The sequence below is a fragment of the Flavimobilis marinus genome, from assembly GCF_900113055.1.
In the GTDB taxonomy this organism is placed as follows: domain Bacteria; phylum Actinomycetota; class Actinomycetes; order Actinomycetales; family Cellulomonadaceae; genus Flavimobilis; species Flavimobilis marinus.
The window spans coordinates 214,318-232,516 of the sequence record NZ_FONZ01000004.1 but is presented as its reverse complement, the minus strand read 5'-3'; the positions used below and the strand labels follow the sequence as shown (position 1 = coordinate 232,516).

15 protein-coding genes are annotated in these 18,199 nt (G+C 71.7%); 6 read left to right on the top strand and 9 right to left on the bottom strand.

What is annotated here, in order from left to right; translation table 11 throughout:
* Positions 1 to 150: 150 nt before the first annotated feature.
* From treS to glgB, 3 genes are read left to right on the top strand one after another with little or no spacing between them, the layout of a single operon-like run.
* Complete coding sequence (treS, locus tag BMZ30_RS12035) at positions 151 to 1,854, top strand: maltose alpha-D-glucosyltransferase (RefSeq protein ID WP_373296878.1); 1,704 nt, start codon at positions 151 to 153, stop codon at positions 1,852 to 1,854.
* Positions 1,851 to 3,221: a phosphotransferase gene (locus tag BMZ30_RS12030; protein WP_177191366.1), complete on the top strand. Its 1,371-nt coding sequence runs from the start codon at positions 1,851 to 1,853 to the stop codon at positions 3,219 to 3,221. The genes treS and BMZ30_RS12030 overlap by 4 nt, the downstream gene beginning before the upstream one ends.
* A gap of 58 nt (positions 3,222 to 3,279) precedes the next feature.
* Positions 3,280 to 5,463, top strand: a complete 2,184-nt coding sequence (gene glgB / locus BMZ30_RS12025) for a 1,4-alpha-glucan branching protein GlgB (protein WP_093379148.1) — start codon at positions 3,280 to 3,282, stop codon at positions 5,461 to 5,463.
* Positions 5,464 to 5,535: 72 nt separating this feature from the next.
* On the opposite strand, the gene BMZ30_RS12020 is transcribed toward glgB, so the two are convergent.
* The 3 genes from BMZ30_RS12020 to BMZ30_RS12010 all read right to left on the bottom strand — a co-directional run bounded on the left by BMZ30_RS12020 (position 5,536) and on the right by BMZ30_RS12010 (position 8,754).
* Positions 5,536 to 6,480: a tetratricopeptide repeat protein gene (locus BMZ30_RS12020; protein WP_093379145.1), complete on the bottom strand. Its 945-nt coding sequence runs from the start codon at positions 6,478 to 6,480 to the stop codon at positions 5,536 to 5,538.
* A 61-nt stretch (positions 6,481 to 6,541) separates the two neighbouring features.
* Positions 6,542 to 7,552 carry a DUF8094 domain-containing protein gene (locus tag BMZ30_RS12015; protein WP_093379144.1) on the bottom strand — a complete coding sequence of 337 codons (1,011 nt, stop codon included), beginning with the start codon at positions 7,550 to 7,552 and terminating at the stop codon, positions 6,542 to 6,544.
* Positions 7,549 to 8,754 (bottom strand): hypothetical protein, encoded by a 1,206-nt coding sequence (locus BMZ30_RS12010; RefSeq protein WP_143073202.1) that lies wholly within the window; start codon positions 8,752 to 8,754, stop codon positions 7,549 to 7,551. The genes BMZ30_RS12015 and BMZ30_RS12010 overlap by 4 nt, the downstream gene beginning before the upstream one ends.
* Positions 8,755 to 8,939: 185 nt before the next feature.
* Between BMZ30_RS12010 and BMZ30_RS12005 the strand changes: the two genes are divergently transcribed.
* Complete coding sequence (locus tag BMZ30_RS12005) at positions 8,940 to 11,021, top strand: coiled-coil domain-containing protein (protein ID WP_093379140.1); 2,082 nt, start codon at positions 8,940 to 8,942, stop codon at positions 11,019 to 11,021.
* A 9-nt stretch (positions 11,022 to 11,030) separates the two neighbouring features.
* Positions 11,031 to 11,444: a hypothetical protein gene (locus BMZ30_RS12000; RefSeq protein WP_093379138.1), complete on the top strand. Its 414-nt coding sequence runs from the start codon at positions 11,031 to 11,033 to the stop codon at positions 11,442 to 11,444.
* On the opposite strand, the gene BMZ30_RS11995 is transcribed toward BMZ30_RS12000, so the two are convergent.
* The 3 genes from BMZ30_RS11995 to BMZ30_RS11985 are packed head-to-tail and all read right to left on the bottom strand — an operon-like array spanning position 11,441 to position 13,405.
* Complete coding sequence (locus BMZ30_RS11995) at positions 11,441 to 12,253, bottom strand: alpha/beta fold hydrolase (protein WP_093379136.1); 813 nt, start codon at positions 12,251 to 12,253, stop codon at positions 11,441 to 11,443. The genes BMZ30_RS12000 and BMZ30_RS11995 overlap by 4 nt on opposite strands.
* Entirely contained in the window at positions 12,253 to 13,080 is an 828-nt protein-coding gene (locus BMZ30_RS11990) for an alpha/beta hydrolase (RefSeq protein WP_093379248.1), read from the bottom strand. Before BMZ30_RS11990 ends, BMZ30_RS11995 begins: the two co-directional genes overlap by 1 nt.
* Before the next feature lie 43 nt (positions 13,081 to 13,123).
* Positions 13,124 to 13,405, bottom strand: a complete 282-nt coding sequence (locus tag BMZ30_RS11985) for a hypothetical protein (RefSeq protein ID WP_093379134.1) — start codon at positions 13,403 to 13,405, stop codon at positions 13,124 to 13,126.
* A 102-nt stretch (positions 13,406 to 13,507) separates the two neighbouring features.
* Here BMZ30_RS11985 and BMZ30_RS11980 point away from each other — a divergent pair, with 102 nt between their 5' ends.
* Positions 13,508 to 14,500 (top strand): FKBP-type peptidyl-prolyl cis-trans isomerase, encoded by a 993-nt coding sequence (locus BMZ30_RS11980; protein WP_229828826.1) that lies wholly within the window; start codon positions 13,508 to 13,510, stop codon positions 14,498 to 14,500.
* Positions 14,501 to 14,594: 94 nt separating this feature from the next.
* Here the strand turns inward: BMZ30_RS11980 and nrdF are convergent, their stop codons facing one another.
* From nrdF to nrdI, 3 genes are all read right to left on the bottom strand, one after another.
* The gene (nrdF, locus tag BMZ30_RS11975; RefSeq protein WP_093379133.1) at positions 14,595 to 15,572 is read right to left on the bottom strand and encodes a class 1b ribonucleoside-diphosphate reductase subunit beta; all 978 of its coding nucleotides are present in this window, start codon (positions 15,570 to 15,572) and stop codon (positions 14,595 to 14,597) included.
* Between the two features lie 61 nt (positions 15,573 to 15,633).
* Complete coding sequence (gene nrdE / locus BMZ30_RS11970) at positions 15,634 to 17,772, bottom strand: class 1b ribonucleoside-diphosphate reductase subunit alpha (protein WP_093379131.1); 2,139 nt, start codon at positions 17,770 to 17,772, stop codon at positions 15,634 to 15,636.
* Positions 17,769 to 18,185, bottom strand: a complete 417-nt coding sequence (gene nrdI / locus BMZ30_RS11965; RefSeq protein WP_093379130.1) for a class Ib ribonucleoside-diphosphate reductase assembly flavoprotein NrdI — start codon at positions 18,183 to 18,185, stop codon at positions 17,769 to 17,771. Before nrdI ends, nrdE begins: the two co-directional genes overlap by 4 nt.
* Between the last annotated feature and the right edge of the window lie 14 nt (positions 18,186 to 18,199).

The following is an 18,199-nucleotide window of genomic DNA, read 5'->3' as shown; positions in this document are numbered from 1 at the left end:
CCACCCACCGTTCCCGTGCCCGTCGCGCCGGGTCCGCCCACGACCCCTGCCGCCCCGGCCGAGGGTCCCGTCGTGCGCCGGGAGCCACCGCCCCTGACTGCGCCGCTGCCCGTCCAGGCGCTGCCCGCGAAGCGGCAGCCCGTGGCGCCCATGGTGCCCCGCGAGCTGTCCGACGACCCCGAGTGGTATCGCACCGCGGTCTTCTACGAGGTGATCGTCCGCGCGTTCTCCGACTCCACGGGCGCCGGCACCGGAGACCTGCGCGGCCTGATCGACCGGCTCGACTACCTGCAGTGGCTCGGCATCGACTGCCTGTGGCTCCCGCCGTTCTACCCCTCGCCCCTGCGGGACGGCGGGTACGACGTCGCCGACTACACGTCGATCGCCGACCAGTACGGCAGCATCGAGGACTTCCAGGAGCTGATCTCGCAGGCGCACGCCCGCGGCATCCGCGTCGTGATCGACCTCGTGATGAACCACACCAGCGACGCGCACCCGTGGTTCCAGGCCTCGCGCGCCGACCCCGAGGGCCCGTACGGCGACTTCTACGTGTGGAGCGACGACAACACCAAGTACGGCGACGCCCGCATCATCTTCGTCGACACCGAGACCTCGAACTGGTCGTTCGACCCGGTCCGGCGCCAGTACTACTGGCACCGCTTCTTCTCCCACCAGCCCGACCTCAACTTCGAGAACCCGCACGTCGTCGAGGCCATGCTCGACGTCACGCGGTTCTGGTGCCGCGTCGGCGTCGACGGCTTCCGCCTGGATGCCGTGCCCTACCTCTTCGAGGAGGAGGGCACCAACTGCGAGAACCTCCCGCGCACGCACGAGTTCCTCAACACGGTGCGCTCGATGATCGACGCGGAGTTCCCCGGACGCATCCTGCTCGCGGAGGCCAACCAGTGGCCCAACGACGTGGTGGCGTACTTCGGCACGGAGGAGAAGCCGGAGTGCCACATGTGCTTCCACTTCCCCGTCATGCCGCGCATCTACTACGCCATCCGGGACCAGCGGGCGAGCTCGATCCTCGACATCCTCGCGGACACCCCCGAGATCCCCGCCGGCGGCCAGTGGTCGACGTTCCTGCGCAACCACGACGAGCTCACGCTCGAGATGGTCTCGACCGAGGAGCGCGCCAGCATGTACGGCTGGTACGCCCCGGACCCGCGCATGCGCGCCAACGTCGGGATCCGCCGCCGCCTCGCCCCGCTGCTGGAGAACTCCCGCAAGGAGATCGAGCTGAGCCACGCGCTGCTGCTCTCCCTGCCGGGCAGCCCGTGCCTGTACTACGGCGACGAGATCGGGATGGGCGACAACATCTGGCTGCCGGACCGCGACGCGGTCCGCACGCCCATGCAGTGGACCCCGGACCGCAACGCCGGCTTCTCGACGGCCGACCCCGGCAAGCTGTACCTGCCGCTGATCCAGTCGCTCGTGCACAACTACGAGGGCACCAACGTCGAGTCGCAGCTCGCCCAGCCGTCGTCACTCCTGCACTGGGTCCACGGCATGCTGTCCGTGCGCCGCAAGCACCGGGCCTTCGGGACCGGGGCGTTCGTGCCCGTGGTCAGCGAGAACGACGCGGTGCTCTCCTACCTGCGCGTGACGGACGACGAGACCATCCTCTGCGTCGCGAACCTGTCCGCCACGGCGCGCGCCACGCGGCTGCACCTGCCGGACCACGCCGGCTTCGAGCTGGTCGACGTGTTCGGCGGCTCCGGCCTCGGTGTCGTCGGCGACGACGGCACGATCAGCTGGACGCTCGGCTCGCGCGACTTCTACTGGGTGAGCGTCACCGCACCCGCGCGGACGGAGCAGACCGTGTCCGGCGGCAGGGAGGCAGCCCGATGACCCGCACCGGACTCGACCTCACCGAGCAGCTCGGACCGTTCGTCCTCGCTGACACCCCCACCGAGACAGAGCTCGACGCCCTGCGGGCCTGGCTCCCCGGGCGGCGCTGGTTCCCGGTCAAGCACGGCTCGGCCCGGATCGAGCCGTGGCTGAGCGTGCGGTTCGGCGACGGCAGCGACCCGGTGATCCACCTCCTGCGCGTGCAGGGCGAGGGCGAGCCCGTGGTCGTGCAGGTGCCCGTCGTCCGCCGGACCGACGTGGCCACCGACGCGCCGGAGCGGATAGCTGAACTCGACGGCACCGTGCTGATCGACGCCTGCTACGACCCCGTGTTCTGGGCGTCGTGGCTCGCCCTCGCGCAGTGGGGCGAGGCCGACTCCCGCGACGGCGTCGACACCGATCTCGCCGGCGCGCGCGTGCTCGCGGTCGAGCAGTCCAACACCTCGATCCTGTTCCCGAAGGTCGCCGGCGGCGCGATCTGCAAGGTGTTCCGGACGGTCGCCGTGGGTGCCAACCCGGACGTGGACATCCCCCGCGCGCTCGTGCAGGCGGGCTGGGCCGGGGTGCCGCGGCCGTACGCGTGGCTCGAGCTCGCGTCGTCCGAGCACGGCATCGACCTGATGGACCTCGGCGTGCTGTGCGAGTTCGTCGACGGGGCCAGCGACGGGTTCCAGCTCGCCTGCGCGTTCGCGACCGACGAGCGCAGCTTCACCGACCAGGCGCGCGACCTCGGCCGCACCGTCGCCGAGATGCACCTCGCGCTCGCCCGCGCGATGCCGAGCGCCGGTCAGACCGTGGGCCTCGAGTGGCTGCGGACCGAGTTGCGCCGCCGCGCCCGCGGCGCGGTCGACGCCGTCGACGCGCTCGGCTCCCGCGCCCGTGCGATCGAGCAGCTGCTCGCCCAGCTCGGCGCCGCGCTGCCGGACGCCGCCGACCACCTGCTCGAGCTGCAGCACGTCCACGGAGACCTGCACCTCGGGCAGGCGCTGTGGGCCGAGGACACCGGGTGGCGCATCCTCGACTTCGAGGGCGAACCGATGCGTCCCGTCGCCGAGCGCATCCGCCCGGACCTCCCCGTGCGCGACGTCGCCGGGATGCTGCGCTCGTTCGACTACGCAGCAGCGGTGGGCCAGGCGAACGACCCGCAGTGGGCGCTCGACGCCCGCGAGGCCTTCCTCGCCGGATATCGCGCCGTCCTCCCCGAGCCCGACGCGGAGGCGCTCGCAGCGCTCGAGCAGGACCTCGTGCTCGCCCTCGAGCTCGACAAGGCCCTCTACGAGGTCGTCTACGAAGCCAACAACCGGCCCGACTGGCTGTGGATCCCCCTGCAGGCCGTCGACCGCATCCTCACCCAGGCTCACGGGTAGCGCCGGACCCCCGCCCGTTCGACCGCCGCTCACGACTCAGTAGTGGAAAGGTAGCCCCATGAACGCGCCCCTCCCGAACGCCACCCCGGTCCACCCGGACACCCTCGCCGCGATCGCCGCCGGCCGCCACCACGACCCGCACACGGTGCTCGGCCCGCACGTGGCCGACGGCGCCACGACCGTCCGCGTCCTGCGACCGCTCGCCGACGCGGTGACGATCACGACGGCGACCGGCCGGCACGAGGCCGCGCACGAGCAGGACGGGGTGTGGGTCGCCGTGCTCCCCACCGCGCAGGTACCCGACTACCGGGTCGAGGTCCGCTACGGGGACACCCTCACGACTCTCGACGACCCGTACCGGTTCCTGCCCTCCCTCGGGGAGATGGACCGCCACCTGATCCGCGAGGGTCGGCACGAGGAGCTGTGGACCGTCCTCGGTGCCAACCTCAAGACCTACCCGGGGCAGCTGGGCGCTGTCCGCGGCACCGCGTTCGCCGTGTGGGCCCCGAACGCCCAGGCCGTGCGTGTCGTCGGCGACTTCAACCACTGGCAGGGCGCCTCGCACGCCATGCGGACCCTCGGGGACTCGGGCGTGTGGGAGCTGTTCGTGCCCGACGTCGGTGCTGGCACCCGCTACAAGTACGAGATCCTCACGCGGGACGGGTCGTGGCGCCAGAAGGCCGACCCCATGGCGAAGGGCACCGAGGTGCCGCCCGCGACGGCGTCCGTCGTCGTCGAGGCCCACCACACCTGGTCGGACGAGGCCTGGCTCGCCCAGCGCGCGGCGACCGACCCGCACAGCGCTCCCCTGTCCATCTACGAGGTGCACCTGGGCTCGTGGCGACCGGGCCTGAGCTACCGGGAGCTCGCCGAGCAGCTGACCGACTACGTCGTCGAGATGGGCTTCACCCACGTCGAGCTGATGCCCGTCGCGGAACACCCGTTCGGTGGCTCCTGGGGATACCAGGTCACCTCCTACTACGCCCCGACGTCGCGGTTCGGCAGTCCGGACGACTTCCGCCACCTGGTCGACTCGCTGCACCGTGCCGGCATCGGCGTGATCCTCGACTGGGTGCCGGCGCACTTCCCCAAGGACGAGTGGGCGCTCGCGCGCTTCGACGGCACCGCGCTGTACGAGCACGCCGACCCCCTGCGCGGCGAGCAGCCCGACTGGGGCACCTACGTGTTCGACTTCGGCCGCAACGAGGTCCGCAACTTCCTCGTCGCGAACGCGACCTACTGGCTCGAGGAGTTCCACATCGACGCGCTGCGCGTGGACGCCGTCGCCTCGATGCTCTACCTCGACTACTCGCGCACGGCGGGCCAGTGGCGTCCGAACGCGCACGGCGGCCGCGAGAACCTCGAGGCGATCGCGTTCCTCCAGGAAACCAACGCGACCGCGTACCGTCGCAGCCCCGGCATCATGATGATCGCCGAGGAGTCCACCGCCTGGCCGGGCGTCACGGCTCCGACCGACGCGGGCGGGCTCGGGTTCGGCCTCAAGTGGAACATGGGCTGGATGAACGACACCCTGCGCTACCTGGCGGAGGAGCCCATCAACCGGCGGTACCACCACAGCGAGATCACCTTCTCGCTCGTGTATGCCTACTCCGAGCAGTTCGTGCTCCCGCTCAGCCACGACGAGGTCGTGCACGGCAAGGGCTCGATCCCCCGCAAGATGCCCGGCGGCGACTGGCAGCAGCTCGCTGGCACGCGCGCGCTCCTCGCCTACCAGTGGGCGCACCCGGGCAAGCAGCTGACGTTCATGGGCATCGAGCTCGCGCAGGGCACCGAGTGGAACGAGAACGCCGGCCTGGACTGGTACCTGCTGGACCACGAGCCGCACCGCGGCGTGCAGCGCACCGTCCGGGACCTCAACCGGTTCTACCGGGACGAGCCCGCCCTGTGGGAGCTCGACCACACGCCCGACGGCTTCGCGTGGCTCGACGCCCAGGCGGCCGACGAGAACATCCTCGCCTTCGTCCGCCGGAGCGTCGGCGGACGGATGGTGGCGGTCGTCATCAACTTCGCGGACACCACCCACGAGGGCTGGCGCCTGCCGCTGCCCGCCGGCGGCGTGTGGCGCGAGGCGCTCAACACCGACGCCGAGGTCTACGGAGGCTCCGGCGTCGGCAACCTGGGAGCCGTCCAGGCCGAGGAGGTCCCCCGCATGGGCCAGCCCTTCTCCGCAGGCGTCCGGGTGCCGCCGCTCGCCGCCTTGTACCTCGTGCACGAGGGCTGACGCAGCGGAGGCGGCCGGGTCACCCCGGCCGCCTCCGTGCTCAACAGCAGTGCGCCGGCCCGCGCCGGCGCCTCAGTACAGCGCGGTCGCCAGCCGACGCCTTGCCGGAGCCACCCGGGGGTCCTGCGGACCGAGGATCGCGAAGTAGTCGAGGAGCCGCACGCGCAGCGGCTCGCGCTCGTCGCCGCCGACGCGCGCGACGAGCTCCAGCAGGCGCCCGAGCGCATCCTCGACGTGCCCACCGACCAGGTCGAGGTCGGCCGCGGCCAGCTGGGCAGCCACGTCGTCGGGCTGCTGTGCGGCGGCCTCGCGCACCGCAGCCAGGTTCGCCGTCGCCGTCCGCGCCAGCAGCTGCACGTTCGCCAGGCCCGCGGCCGCCTGCGCGTCTCGCGGGTCCTCCTTCAGGGCCTGGGTGTACGCCGCGATCGCGCTGTCCAGGTCCCCCTCCTCGATGGCCTCGTAGGCGGCCGCGTGCAGCGGGGGGAGCTCGGGCTCCGGGTCGGCGGCCGGGGCGTCAGCCTGCTCGGGGTCGCTCGTCCCGTCCACCCGACCCGTGATGCCGTTCGACTCGGCCGCGGTGAGGACCTGGTCGAGGACCTCACGGACCTGGGCCTCGTCGGCCGCGCCCTGGAAGAGCGGCACCGGCTGGCCGCCGAGGATCGCGACGACCGTCGGGACACCCTGGACCTGGAAGGCCTGGCCGATGGTCGGGTGCTCCTGCACGTCGATCCTGGCGAGCAGCAGCCGCCCGCCGTAGGACTCGACGACCGTCCCGAGCAGGGCGCCGAAGCGCGCGATGGCCTCGTCTGTCGCGATCCACAGCAGGGCGACGACCGGGACCTCGCGGGACCGGTCGACGAGCGCTGGGAAGGTCTGGGTCGTGACGTCCTCGACGACGCCGCCGGCGGCCGGCGCGCCTCCGGGGGCGCCGGGCGGCGGAGCGGACGGACGCCCGAAGGACGCGAGGTCGACGGCGCCGCGGACGTCCAGGCGCGGGTCGGGGATCGGCTGGGTCATGAGTCACTCCTGGGTCTGAGCCGCGTCGAGGCGCGGCCTCGGCGGGCAGGGTCGGGTGCGGTCAGGACGGGATGTCGGCGGCGGTCGCGACGTGCTCGACGCCCAGCACCACGGGCGCCTCGTCGGTTCCCTCCGCCGGCAGGTAGAGGGCGACGGTCGAGGTGTAGGAGATCGACATCTCGTTCTCCACGTCGAGCTTGCGCGCGAGCGCCTTCTCGATCTGCGACCCCGGAGCGATCGTCGCGCCCTTCTCGGCGACGCGGTCCTCGAGCGCGGTCATCTCCCCCACCACGACGACGCCGCCGTCGACCGTCTCGAGGGCCCGAACCGAGCCGGGCACGGCCGAGAAGGTCAGGGTCTGCTTGCCGTCCGCTGCCTCGAGCGCCTCGTTCTGGAGCTTCTTGATCTGCGCGATCTGCTGTCGGAACGGGTCGTCCGCGAAGAGCTCCGCGTGCTCGGACTTGCTTCCCTTGCTCAGCACGTCGGCGTAGGCGGCGACGGCGGCGTCCGGGGTCATCACGTAGCCCTCGGCGTCGGCCGCCGCCTGGGCGGACCCGGTGGCCGCGGCGGCGAACGCCGGCAGCTCGACGTTCGGGAAGAGCCGCACCCACGCCCAGAGCTGGTACTGCGCTCGGGCGGACGGCTGCTCGAGCACGAGCAGGCGCTCGGTCTGCAGCTCGGGCTGCTCCGAGACGGCCAGGACCACCCGCGGCCACGTCTCGGCGGTCGAGACCATGACGCTCTTGGTCGCGGTGGGGAGCTGAGTCACGTACTCCGTGGTCTCGAGCACCTCGGCGACCAACAGCTCGGTGCGACGGATCTTGCGCGCGGGTCCCGTCAGGCGCGCGTCGACGGCGTCGCGGTCGAGCTCGGTGGAGGCCTGCTCGAGCGCGGTCCCGACGTCGGCCAGCACCGCCTTCACCTGCTCGGGGGCGAGGACGGGACGCGCGGCGACGGGCGGCGCCTCGGGGTCGGGGGTCGGGATCTCCGGCGCGCACGCCGTGAGGCCGAGCGCCAGGACCAGCGCGGCGGCGCCGGTCCTCGTCCGGGTGCGCTGGGCGGAGCGGGTCATCGGGCACCTCCGGTGCTCGTCGGCGGGGCGGTCGTGCCGCCGGTCTCGTCCGCGGCGGGCGCTTCGTCCGCAGCAGGCTTGCTGGTGCCGGCGGACTCGGTGTCGCGGTCCGGCTGGTAGGGCGCCCAGCTCGTCTCTCCGAAGCCCCAAGCCTGACGCCACGCGTCGGCCCGCGTGGCTTCCGGTGAGCTCGGCTGGGCAGCAGTCTCCGGCGCCGTCGGGGTCTCCTGCGGCTCGGGCACCTGAGGCGTGGGACCCGTGGACGTGGCGCGCCGTACGGCGGGAAGCATGCCGGTGCGTGGCCGCGCGCGCCGTTCCGCGGCGCGGGCGGCCTTCTCCGCGGCCTCGCGCTCGGCGGCCTCCCGCTCGGCGAGCTCGCGCAGCTCGCGGCGCGTCATGGCGCTGCGGGCGGCAGCCGAGACCGTGCCGGCGGCTGCGGGCCCGGCCGCGAGTGCGCTGTCGTCGCCCGGGACCGCGATGCCCGGCGCCGGGCTCCCGGCGGGCGCGGTGTCCCGGCTCGGTACACCCGCGGGCGGTGTCGTTGCGGCGGCCGAATCCGGCTCGACCGCGGTCCGCCGCCGGCGTGCGCGCAGCAACTCTCGCACCAGGACCGCCGCGCCGACGAGGAGCAGGATCGCTCCCGCCACGACACCGGGAACCAGCAGCGGGGTCGAGACCTCGCGAGGCCAGGAGAGCTCGAGCTCCGGGCTCACACCGTCCGCGCCCGGCACCACGACGAGCGCCTGCACTCGACCGGCCGGGGCGTCCCACGTGAGGGAGGCGGTGCCCTCGCCGCGGGCGCTGGCGATCCACATGTCCGACGCCGTCGGGTCCGGGAGGCCTTCCTCTGCCGGCGTCGGATCACCGTCGCCTGCGTCACCCGCCTGCGTGGCGAGCGTCGTCCACGACTCGAGGCCGGTGATCTCCACGACGGGGTCGGCACCGACCCAGCCCGCGACGTCGCGCTCGTCGCCCAGCACGAGCGCGACCGGGGCGCCGTCCCGAGCGCGTGCCGTCAGCGTGACCTCGTCGCCCACGAGGTCGAGGACCCCGGGTGCGGTCGTCATCATGGCCACGTCGCTCGCCGCGGCGCGGGCCGTGACGACGTCCGAGGGTCGCCAGATGGTCGCGGAGGCAGTCGCCACCGCGATCGCGGCCAGTCCGAGCACTACGAGCAGCACGCCTACGACGCGTCTGAGCACCGTCACAACCTTCCTGTCGGTCCGACCAGCCTACGGCGCTCGCCCCTGCGCCGTCGCCGCGCGCGTGCGCACGAGTCCAGCCCGATAGTGTGTACCAGCAGAGCCATCGCGTCGACCGTGACCCCTGACCACCGATTGAAGAGGCCAGAGCAGTGTCTGAAGATCGTCCTCTCTTCCCCGTCGTCATGCGCGGCTACGACCGCGCTCAGGTCGACGGTGAGCTCGCCCGCCTCACCGCACAGCTCGAGACCGCGCGCTCCCAGGTCTCCGCGCTGGACGAGCGCGCGATGCAGATCGGTGGTGAGCTCTCGGAGGCCCAGCGCCAGCTCCGCGAAGCCGAGCGTCCTACCTACTCCGGGCTCGGCTCGCGCATCGAGCAGCTGATGCGCTCCGCCGAGGAGCAGTCCTCCGACGTCGTCGCGCAGGCCAACGCCCAGGCGTCCGACACCCTGGCTCGCGCGAAGCTCGCCGCCGGCCAGGTCCGCGCGCGCGCCGAGAACGAGGTCGCGGAGATCGTCGCCACGGCCCGGCGGGAGGCCGAGGAGACCCGCGCCGCGGCGGCCACGGAGGCCGAGAGCACGGTGACGTCCGCGCAGCGTCGCGCCGAGGAGATGGTGAGCTCCGCCGAGCGCGAGGCCGCACGGATCCAGGGCGTCTCCCAGACCGAGGTGAGCGAGCGCCGTGCCACGCTCGAGCGCGAGATCGCCACCGCGCGCGCCACGGCTGAGCGCGAGACCACCGAGCTCCGCGTCACGACGGAGCGCGACGCCGTCGAGCTCCGGTCGCGCACCGAGGCTGAGACGAGCGCGCTGCGCGAGGAGGCCGAGCGCTACGCGCAGGACCTGCGCCAGACGGCGGACGTCGAGACCAGCCAGCTGCGTCGCCAGACCGAGCAGGACGTGGCGGCCCTGCGCGCCGAGGTCGAGACCGAGACCACGACGCTGCGCACGAGCACCGCCAGGGACGCCGCCACGCTGCGCGAGGAGGCCGAGAGCGCCGCGGCCCAGGTCCGCGCGAGCGCCCAGGAGTACGCGGACACGCTGCGCACGACGGCCGAGAAGGAGACCACCGAGCTGCGCCGGCGCACCGCGGCCGAGACCAGCGCCCTGAAGAAGGAGGCGGACCAGTACGCAGCGCTCACCCGGACGACCGCCGAGCGGGAGACCACGGAGCTGCGCGACCGGGTCGCCGACGAGGTCGCGCAGCTGCGCGCCGACGCCCAGAGCGAGGTCGAGGAGCAGCGCGCGGACGCCGAGCGCTACGCCGCCGACCTTCGCGCGACGGCCGAGCGGGAGACCACCGAGCTGCGGACGACCACCGAGCTCGAGGCCGCCACGCTGCGGGAGCGGGCCGCCCGGGAGACCACCGAGCTCCGCGAGGCCACCGAGCGCGCCGCAGCGGACCTGCGTGAGAGGAGCGAGCGCGAGGCCGCGCAGCTGCGCGAGGCCACGCGGCTCGAGGTCGAGCGCACCCGCACCGAGAACCAGCGTGAGGCCGACGACGTCCTGGGTGCCGCCCGTGCCGAGGCCGCGGCGCTGCTCGAGCAGGCACGACAGGCCCTCGCGGACGCGGACCTCGAGATCGCCTCGCGCCATGAGGCGGCCGAGCGCGCCGACAGCGAGCGGCACGACGCCGCTCGTGCGGAGACCGAGCGGATGGTCCGCGACGCCGAGGCGCACGCCGCCGACGCCGAGAACCGGGTGGCCCGCGCGGTCGAGCAGGCCGAGAAGATCCGCCGCGACTCGGACGAGCACGCGAAGGAGCTGCTCGCCGGCGCGCGCCGCAACGCCGACCGCGTGCTGGCCGAGGCCCGCGAGCACGCCGAGAAGACCCTGTCCGACGCCGTGATCGAGGCCGACCGCGAGCGCACCACCGCGCAGCGCCAGGTCGAGGACCTCAACAAGCAGCGCGAGGCGATCACGACCTACCTCGACGAGCTGCGCGCCCTGCTCGGCGGGGACCCGATCCCGAGCCGCGCGACGCTCGAGCGGGCGTCGCAGGCCGAGGAGTCGTTCCAGGCCATGCAGGTGCCGCTCCTGGACGACGACGTCGTGGCGCCTGCCGAGGTCGTCGACGCAGGTACGGTCGACGCTGAGGTGCTCGAGGAGGCCGATCTTCCGGCCGAGCCCGGGACACCGGACGTCCTCAGCGCGGAGGGGGCAGACGACGCGCAGACCGCAGCCGAGGAGACCGACGTCGCGACCGACGCCGAGGCGTTCGACGTGCCGGACGTGGAGCCCGACGACCGCAAGCCCGGCAAGCGCTGAGGCGCCTGCGTGAGCGAGTGGGCTGCCGAGCGGCGCGAGGCTGCGTTCGCGCACGAGGAACGGCTGCGTGCCCAGCGTGAGCAGCAGACGCGCCAGGCGCGCGCGCTGATCGCGGCATTCGTCGCGCGCGCCCAGAGCCAAGGGATCGAGCCCGAGCCGCTCACGGCCCGCGACTACGGCGGGCGCGGGCCGTTCCGGACGGACCGGCGCGGCTGGTACGTCCGGACCAACCAGTCGGCGGCGGTGGGCGAGGACGGCGAGTTCTACGTGCTCGTCGTCGACGGCGGCCTGCGCGCCCGGCTCAGAGGCGCACGGCTGCGCCCGTCGGAGCCGCCGCTCGTGCTCGGGGCGGGCGGCCGCGACGGCGAGTCGATCGACCTGCGCGACGCGCTCGCCCGCGTCGCGCCCGAGGAACCGCGCTAGGCCCGGCGCAGCAGGGTCGCGAGCGCGCTCGCCACCGGCTCGGGGCTCTCGATCGCCGTCATGTGCCCGGCACGGGGCACCTCGACCAGCTGGGTGTCGGCGGCCAGCTGGGCCATCTCTCGCGCCCCCGCAGGGGGCGATAGCTCGTCCTCGTCGCCGACGACGACGACGACGGGACCGGCGAAGCCGCGCAGCACGGCGCTGCGGTCCGGCCGGGCGGCCATCGCGCGCTGGGCCCAGGCCACGCCGAGCGGCCCCTGGTCGCGGATCCACGTCTCGAGCCGCGCGGCGAGGTCCGGGCGCGCGCCGCGGCTCGTGGCGCCGAGGAGGCTCGTGCGCATCCCGAGGACCGCGTCCACCCGGTGCTCGGCCTCCAGCTGGTCGGCGATCCGCAGGCGGTTCGCGCGCGCGTCGTCCGGGTCCGCGGTCGTCTTCGTGTCGAGCAGACCGAGCCCGGCGACCAGCTCGGGGTGCCGCTCCACGAGGGCGAGCGCGACGTACCCGCCCATCGACAGCCCCGCGACGACGGCACGGTCGATGCCCCGGGCCCGCAGGGTCGCAGCGACCGCGTCGGCGGCCAGCTCGATCGAGGGGTCGCCCGACGTGCCGAGCCGCTCGGCGACGTCGGCGCCGACCGGGGACCGGCCCGCGCCCGGGAAGTCGATCCCGAGCACGTGGGGCTCACCCGGCATGAGGTCGACGACGTCGGCCCACATCCGGGAGTCGAGGGGGAAGCCGTGCAGGAGCACGAGGGGCGTCCCGTGCCCCTGGCGCAGCTCTCGGACAGCGAGCAGACCGTCGCGCAGCATCAGTACTCTCCTTCTAGGGTCCGGCCCTCGGGGCCGGCGTCCTCGTCGTCGTCACCGGTGGTCTCGTCACCGGACCAGGTCGTGGGGAGCGGCCCGTGCTCCGGCAGCACGTGCGCGACGATCTCGTCGAGCACCCGGCGCACCGACGGCTCCCCCACCCACAGGTGCTTGGCGCCGTCAACGCCGATCACCGTCGCCTGCGGCACGCGCGCGAAGCGCTGGCGCGCCTCGTCGGGACGCAGGTAGTCGTCGAGCTCGGGGACGAGCACGACGAGCGGCTTGCCCGACGCCGCCCAGGTGTCGAGGTCCGCGTCGGTGGCGCGGTGCAGCGGCGGCGACAGCAGGATCGCGCCCTCGACTGCCGGGTCCGCGCCGTGCATCAGCGCCAGCTCGGTCCCGAACGACCAGCCGACGAGCCAACGGCGCGGCAGGTCGTGGAACTCGGCGTACTCGATCGCTGCGGCGACGTCGTGCCGCTCGTCCGCGCCGCCGTCGAACGCACCCTCGCTCGTCCCCCGGGGCGACCGGGTCCCGCGCGTGTTGAAGCGCAGCACCGCGAGGTCGGCCAGTGCCGGGAGCCGCCACGAAGCCTTGCGCAGGACGTGCGAGTCCATGTAGCCGCCGTGGGTGGGCAGCGGGTGCAGCGTCACGAGCGTCGCCACGGGCGGGCGGTCCTGCGGCAGGGCAAGCTCGCCGACGAGCGTGAGTCCGTCCGCCGTGTGCAGCTCGATGTCCTCGCGACGCGCGGGCAGGACGCTGGTCGCGCGGATCTCGTGCTCGCTGGTCGGCGGTGTGCGGGGGGTCGGGACGCTCGTGTGGTCGCTCATCGCCACGAGCCTAGCCAGGCGCGCGACGCGGGACCACCGGTGCTCACCGGGCGCGCTCCCAGCAGGCCGTGTGCCAGTGACGACGCTCGGCCAGCGCTGCCTCGGGCCCGAAGATCGAGTCGTTCGCCCAGGCGACCACGTGCCCGGTCCCGGGCGCCACCGCCTGGTGACAGCCGGGGCACACGTAAGACTTCTCGGCGCCCCGGACGCGCTGCACGGTCCACTCCTCGCTTCCGCGGCGCTGGGTGGTGCGGCCCCCGGTCGCACGCTCGAGGTCCAGCTCCCGGTAGGGCTGGTGACGGCGTGATCGACGGGAGGATGGCACGTCCCCATTGTGCCTGCGGGGCCAGCCGCCCAGCGAATACCCAGACCGACCCCGTATCGTGGCGCGAGGTATCTGCCCCATACGCACCCCGAAGGAACCTGAGTGAACACGACCATGAAGCGCCGCGCCGTCGTCCTCGGCCTGGCTGCGGCCCTCGCCCTGACCGGGTGCTCGTCCGACGACGAGGCCACGCCGAGCGCGTCGACGACGACCGGGACGCCCACAGCCTCCCCGACCACCGAGGCTCCCGCCGAGCCCACGGCCGAGGACCTCGCCGCCCTCGCGTCTATCACGCTCGAGGGTCCCGACGGTGCCGAGCTGGCCGCGGGCGCCGAGCCCACCGTCACCTTCGAGCCCGAGGTCAGCGTGACGGCTCCCGTGGCGAAGGTGTACAGCGAGGGAGACGGCGAGGTCGTCGAGGACGGCCAGAAGCTCTCCATCCAGCTGGTCCGCACGAGCGGCGCGGACGCGAGCGTCCTGTCGACGACGTACGGCGCCACTCCGGAGGAGATCGTCCTGGGTGACACGACCGTGTTCCCCGCGCTGACCCAGGCGCTGACGGGTGCCACGATCGGCAGCCGGATCGTCTTCCTCAGCCCCGTCGAGGGCGCCGAGGGCGCGACGACCACCGAGGTCATGGCCCTCGAGATCACCGGCGCTCGCACCGTCCCCACGCGCGCCGAGGGCACCGCGGTCGAGCCCGAGGCCGGCCTGCCCACCGTGACGCTCGACGACACGGGCAAGCCGTCCGTGGACATCCCCGAGGGTTACGAGGCCCCGACGGAGCTCGTCGTCCAGCCGCTCATCGAGGGCGACGGCCCCGAGGTGACCGCGGACCAGTCCGTCACCGCGCACTACACCGGGATGCTGCTCGACGGCACGGTCTTCGACTCGTCCTGGGACCGCGGCACCCCCGCCGACTTCCCGCTCTCCGGCGTGATCCCCGGCTGGACCGAGGGTCTGGCCGGTCAGAAGGTCGGCAGCCAGGTGCTGCTCGTCATCCCCGCGGACAAGGGCTACGGCGACCAGGCCTCGGAGTCGATCCCTGCGAACTCGACGCTCGTCTTCGTGGTCGACATCCTCGACGCGTACTGAGCCACGCGCCCCGGCGCGCCGCACGGCGAAGCCCCCGCACCGTTCGTCGGTGCGGGGGCTTCGTCACATCAGGGTCGCTGCGATCCAGCGCTTCCTAGAACTCCCAGTCGTCGTCCTCGGTGTTCACGGCCTTGCCGATCACGTACGAGGAGCCCGAGCCGGAGAAGAAGTCGTGGTTCTCGTCCGCGTTGGGGCTCAGGGCCGAGAGGATCGCCGGGTTGACGTTCGTCTCGTCCTTGGGGAAGAGCCCCTCGTAGCCGAGGTTCATCAGCGCCTTGTTCGCGTTGTAGCGCAGGAACTTCTTGACGTCCTCGGTCAGGCCGACGCCGTCGTAGAGGTCCTGGGTGTACTGGACCTCGTTCTCGTACAGCTCGAAGAGGAGCTCGAAGGTGTAGGCCTTCATCTCGTCGCGCTCGGCGGCGGTGAGCTTCTCCAGGCCCTTCTGGAACTTGTACCCGATGTAGTACCCGTGCACGGCCTCGTCGCGGATGATCAGGCGGATGAGGTCGGCTGTGTTGGTGAGCTTGGCGCGGCTCGACCAGTACATCGGCAGGTAGAAGCCGGAGTAGAACAGGAACGACTCGAGCAGGGTCGACGCGACCTTGCGCTTGAGCGGCGAGTCGCCGTGGTAGTACGACAGCACGATCTCGGCCTTGCGCTGCAGGTTGACGTTCTCCTCCGACCAGCGGAAGGCGTCGTCGATCTCCTGCGTGGAGATGAGCGTCGAGAAGATCGACGAGTAGCTCTTGGCGTGCACCGACTCCATGAACGCGATGTTCGTGTAGACGGCTTCCTCGTGCGGGGTGAGCGCGTCGGGGATCAGGCTGACGGCGCCCACGGTGCCCTGGATGGTGTCCAGCAGCGTCAGGCCGGTGAAGACCCGCGTGGTGAGCTGCTTCTCGTCTGCCGTGAGCGTGTTCCACGACTGGATGTCGTTGGACAGCGGGACCTTCTCGGGCAGCCAGAAGTTCCCGACCAGGCGGTCCCAGACCTCGAGGTCCTTGTCGTCCTGGATGCGGTTCCAGTTGATCGCGCTGACGCGATCGATGAGCTTCAGCTTGCCGGTGGACATTCGATCTCCTTGACGAGGAACGCGGGGTGCGGCGGAGCCGCGTGGAGCAGGGCGGGGGCGGTCAGAGCATGCAGGAGACGCAGCCCTCGACCTCGGTGCCCTCGAGCGCCAGCTGGCGCAGGCGGATGTAGTAGATCGTCTTGATGCCCTTGCGCCACGCGTAGATCTGCGCGCGGTTCAGGTCACGCGTGGTGGCGGTGTCCTTGAAGAAGAGCGTCAGCGACAGGCCCTGGTCCACGTGCTGGGTGGCCGCCGCGTACGTGTCGATGATCTTCTCGTAGCCGATCTCGTACGCGTCCTGGTAGTACTCTAGGTTGTCGTTCGTCAGGAACGGCGCCGGGTAGTACACGCGCCCGATCTTGCCCTCCTTGCGGATCTCGATCTTCGAGGCCACCGGGTGGATCGACGACGTCGAGTTGTTGATGTAGGAGATCGACCCGGTGGGCGGCACCGCCTGCAGGTTCTGGTTGTACATGCCGTGCGCCTGCACCGACGCCTTGAGGGCGCGCCAGTCCTCCTGCGTCGGCAGGTGGACGCTCGAGGACGCGAAGATCTCCCGCACGCGGTCGGTGGCCGGGACCCAGGCCTGGTCGGTGTACTTGTCGAAGAACTCCCCCGACGCGTACTTGGAGTCCGCGAAGCCGCCGAAGCTCGTGCCGCGCTCGATCGCGAGCTGGTTCGACGCCTTGATCGCGTAGAACGCCACCGCGTAGAAGTACATGTTGGTGAAGTCGATGCCCTCGTCGGAACCGTAGAAGATGCGCTCGCGGGCGAGGTAGCCGTGCAGGTTCATCTGGCCGAGGCCGATCGCGTGCGACTGGTCGTTCCCGTCCTCGATCGAGCGCACGGAGGCGATGTGGCTCTGGTCCGAGACCGCGGTCAGGGCACGGATCGAGGTCTCCACCGTGCGGGCGAAGTCCGGCGAGTCCATCGCGAGCGCGATGTTCAGCGACCCGAGGTTGCAGGAGATGTCCTTGCCGATCTGGTCGTACGAGAGGTCCTCGTGGTACGTCGTCGGCGTGTTGACCTGGAGGATCTCCGAGCACAGGTTGGACATGTTGATGCGGCCCTTGATCGGGTTCGCGTCGTTGACCGTGTCCTCGAAGACGATGTACGGGTAGCCGGACTCGAACTGGATCTCCGCGAGGGTCTGGAAGAACTCCCGGGCGTTGATCTTGGTCTTGTGGATCCGGCTGTCCTCGACCATCTCGTGGTACTTCTCGGACACCGAGATGTCCCCGAAGGGCACGCCGTAGACGCGCTCGACGTCGTACGGGGAGAAGAGGTACATGTCCTCGTTCTTGCGGGCCAGCTCGAACGTGACGTTCGGGATGACGACGCCGAGCGAGAGGGTCTTGATGCGGATCTTCTCGTCCGCGTTCTCGCGCTTGGTGTCGAGGAACCGCATGATGTCCGGGTGGTGCGCGTGCAGGTACACCGCACCGGCACCCTGGCGGGCGCCGAGCTGGTTCGCGTAGCTGAACGAGTCCTCGAGCAGCTTCATCACGGGGATGATGCCGGACGACTGGTTCTGGATCTGCTTGATCGGGGCGCCCGACTCGCGGATGTTGCTGAGCAGCAGCGCGACACCCCCGCCGCGCTTGGACAGCTGGAGGGCGGAGTTGATGCCGCGCGCGATGGACTCCATGTTGTCCTCGATGCGCAGCAGGAAGCAGCTGACGAGCTCGCCACGCTGGGCCTTGCCGGCGTTGAGGAACGTCGGGGTCGCCGGCTGGAACCGGCCCGCGAGGATCTCGTCGACGAGGTTCGTCGCCGTGGCCTCGTCACCGTCGGCGAGCGCGAGGGCCGTCATCACGACGCGGTCCTCGAAGCGCTCGAGGTAACGCTTCCCGTCGAACGTCTTGAGCGTGTACGACGTGTAGTACTTGAAGGCGCCGAGGAACGTCTCGAAGCGGAACTTCTTGGAGTACGCGAAGGTGTTGAGCTCGGAGATGAACTCGAACGAGTAGCGGTCGAGGACGGCCTTCTCGTAGTACTCGTGCTCCACGAGGTAGTCGAGCCGCTCGCGCAGGTCGTGGAAGAACACGGTGTTCTGGTTGACGTGCTGCAGGAAGAACTGCCGCGCCGCCTCACGATCCTTATCGAACTGGATCTCGCCGTTGGGGCCGTAGAGGTTGAGCATCGCGTTCAGCGAGTGGTAGTCGAGCTCCGGCTCCGTAGCGGCGGGGGCCGCCGTCATGCCGAGATCGGTGACTGTCGTTGCCAAAACTGCCTCAATCCTTCACGGACGCGCGTGACGTCCTCTGTGGTGCCAAGGAGCTCGAACCCGTACAGGTAGGGAACGTCGCACTTGGCGGCGATGATGGGCCCGGCGATGCAGTACGCCGTGCCGAAGTTGGTGTTGCCGGCCGCGATGACGCCGCGCAGCAACGACCGGTTGTCCGGATCGTTCAGGAACCTGACGACCTGGCGGGGTACGGCGCCGCCCTCGTTGCCACCGCCGTACGTGGGGACCATCAGGACATAGGGCTCCGTGACCCGGAGCATGTCCTCGCTGCGGCGCAGCGGGATGCGCGCCGCAGCGATTCCGAGCTTGTCGACGAAGCGACGGGTGTTCTCGGACGTGCTCGAGAAGTAGACCAGCGAGGTCATCGACCGTCCTCCTC

Bases quoted from the DNA above. Each gene is read 5' to 3' on its own strand.
- glgB (WP_093379148.1), top strand. From the start codon at position 3,280: ATGAACGCGCCCCTCCCGAACGCCACCCCGGTCCACCCGGACACCCTC.
- nrdF (WP_093379133.1), bottom strand. From the start codon at position 15,572: ATGTCCACCGGCAAGCTGAAGCTCATCGATCGCGTCAGCGCGATCAAC.
- BMZ30_RS12005 (WP_093379140.1), top strand. From the start codon at position 8,940: ATGCGCGGCTACGACCGCGCTCAGGTCGACGGTGAGCTCGCCCGCCTC.
- BMZ30_RS12015 (WP_093379144.1), bottom strand. From the start codon at position 7,552: ATGACCCGCTCCGCCCAGCGCACCCGGACGAGGACCGGCGCCGCCGCG.
- nrdE (WP_093379131.1), bottom strand. From the start codon at position 17,772: ATGACGGCGGCCCCCGCCGCTACGGAGCCGGAGCTCGACTACCACTCG.
- treS (WP_373296878.1), top strand. From the start codon at position 151: ATGGTGCCCCGCGAGCTGTCCGACGACCCCGAGTGGTATCGCACCGCG.
- BMZ30_RS12030 (WP_177191366.1), top strand. From the start codon at position 1,851: ATGACCCGCACCGGACTCGACCTCACCGAGCAGCTCGGACCGTTCGTC.
- nrdI (WP_093379130.1), bottom strand. From the start codon at position 18,185: ATGACCTCGCTGGTCTACTTCTCGAGCACGTCCGAGAACACCCGTCGC.
- BMZ30_RS11990 (WP_093379248.1), bottom strand. From the start codon at position 13,080: ATGAGCGACCACACGAGCGTCCCGACCCCCCGCACACCGCCGACCAGC.
- BMZ30_RS11995 (WP_093379136.1), bottom strand. From the start codon at position 12,253: ATGCTGCGCGACGGTCTGCTCGCTGTCCGAGAGCTGCGCCAGGGGCAC.
- BMZ30_RS12020 (WP_093379145.1), bottom strand. From the start codon at position 6,480: ATGACCCAGCCGATCCCCGACCCGCGCCTGGACGTCCGCGGCGCCGTC.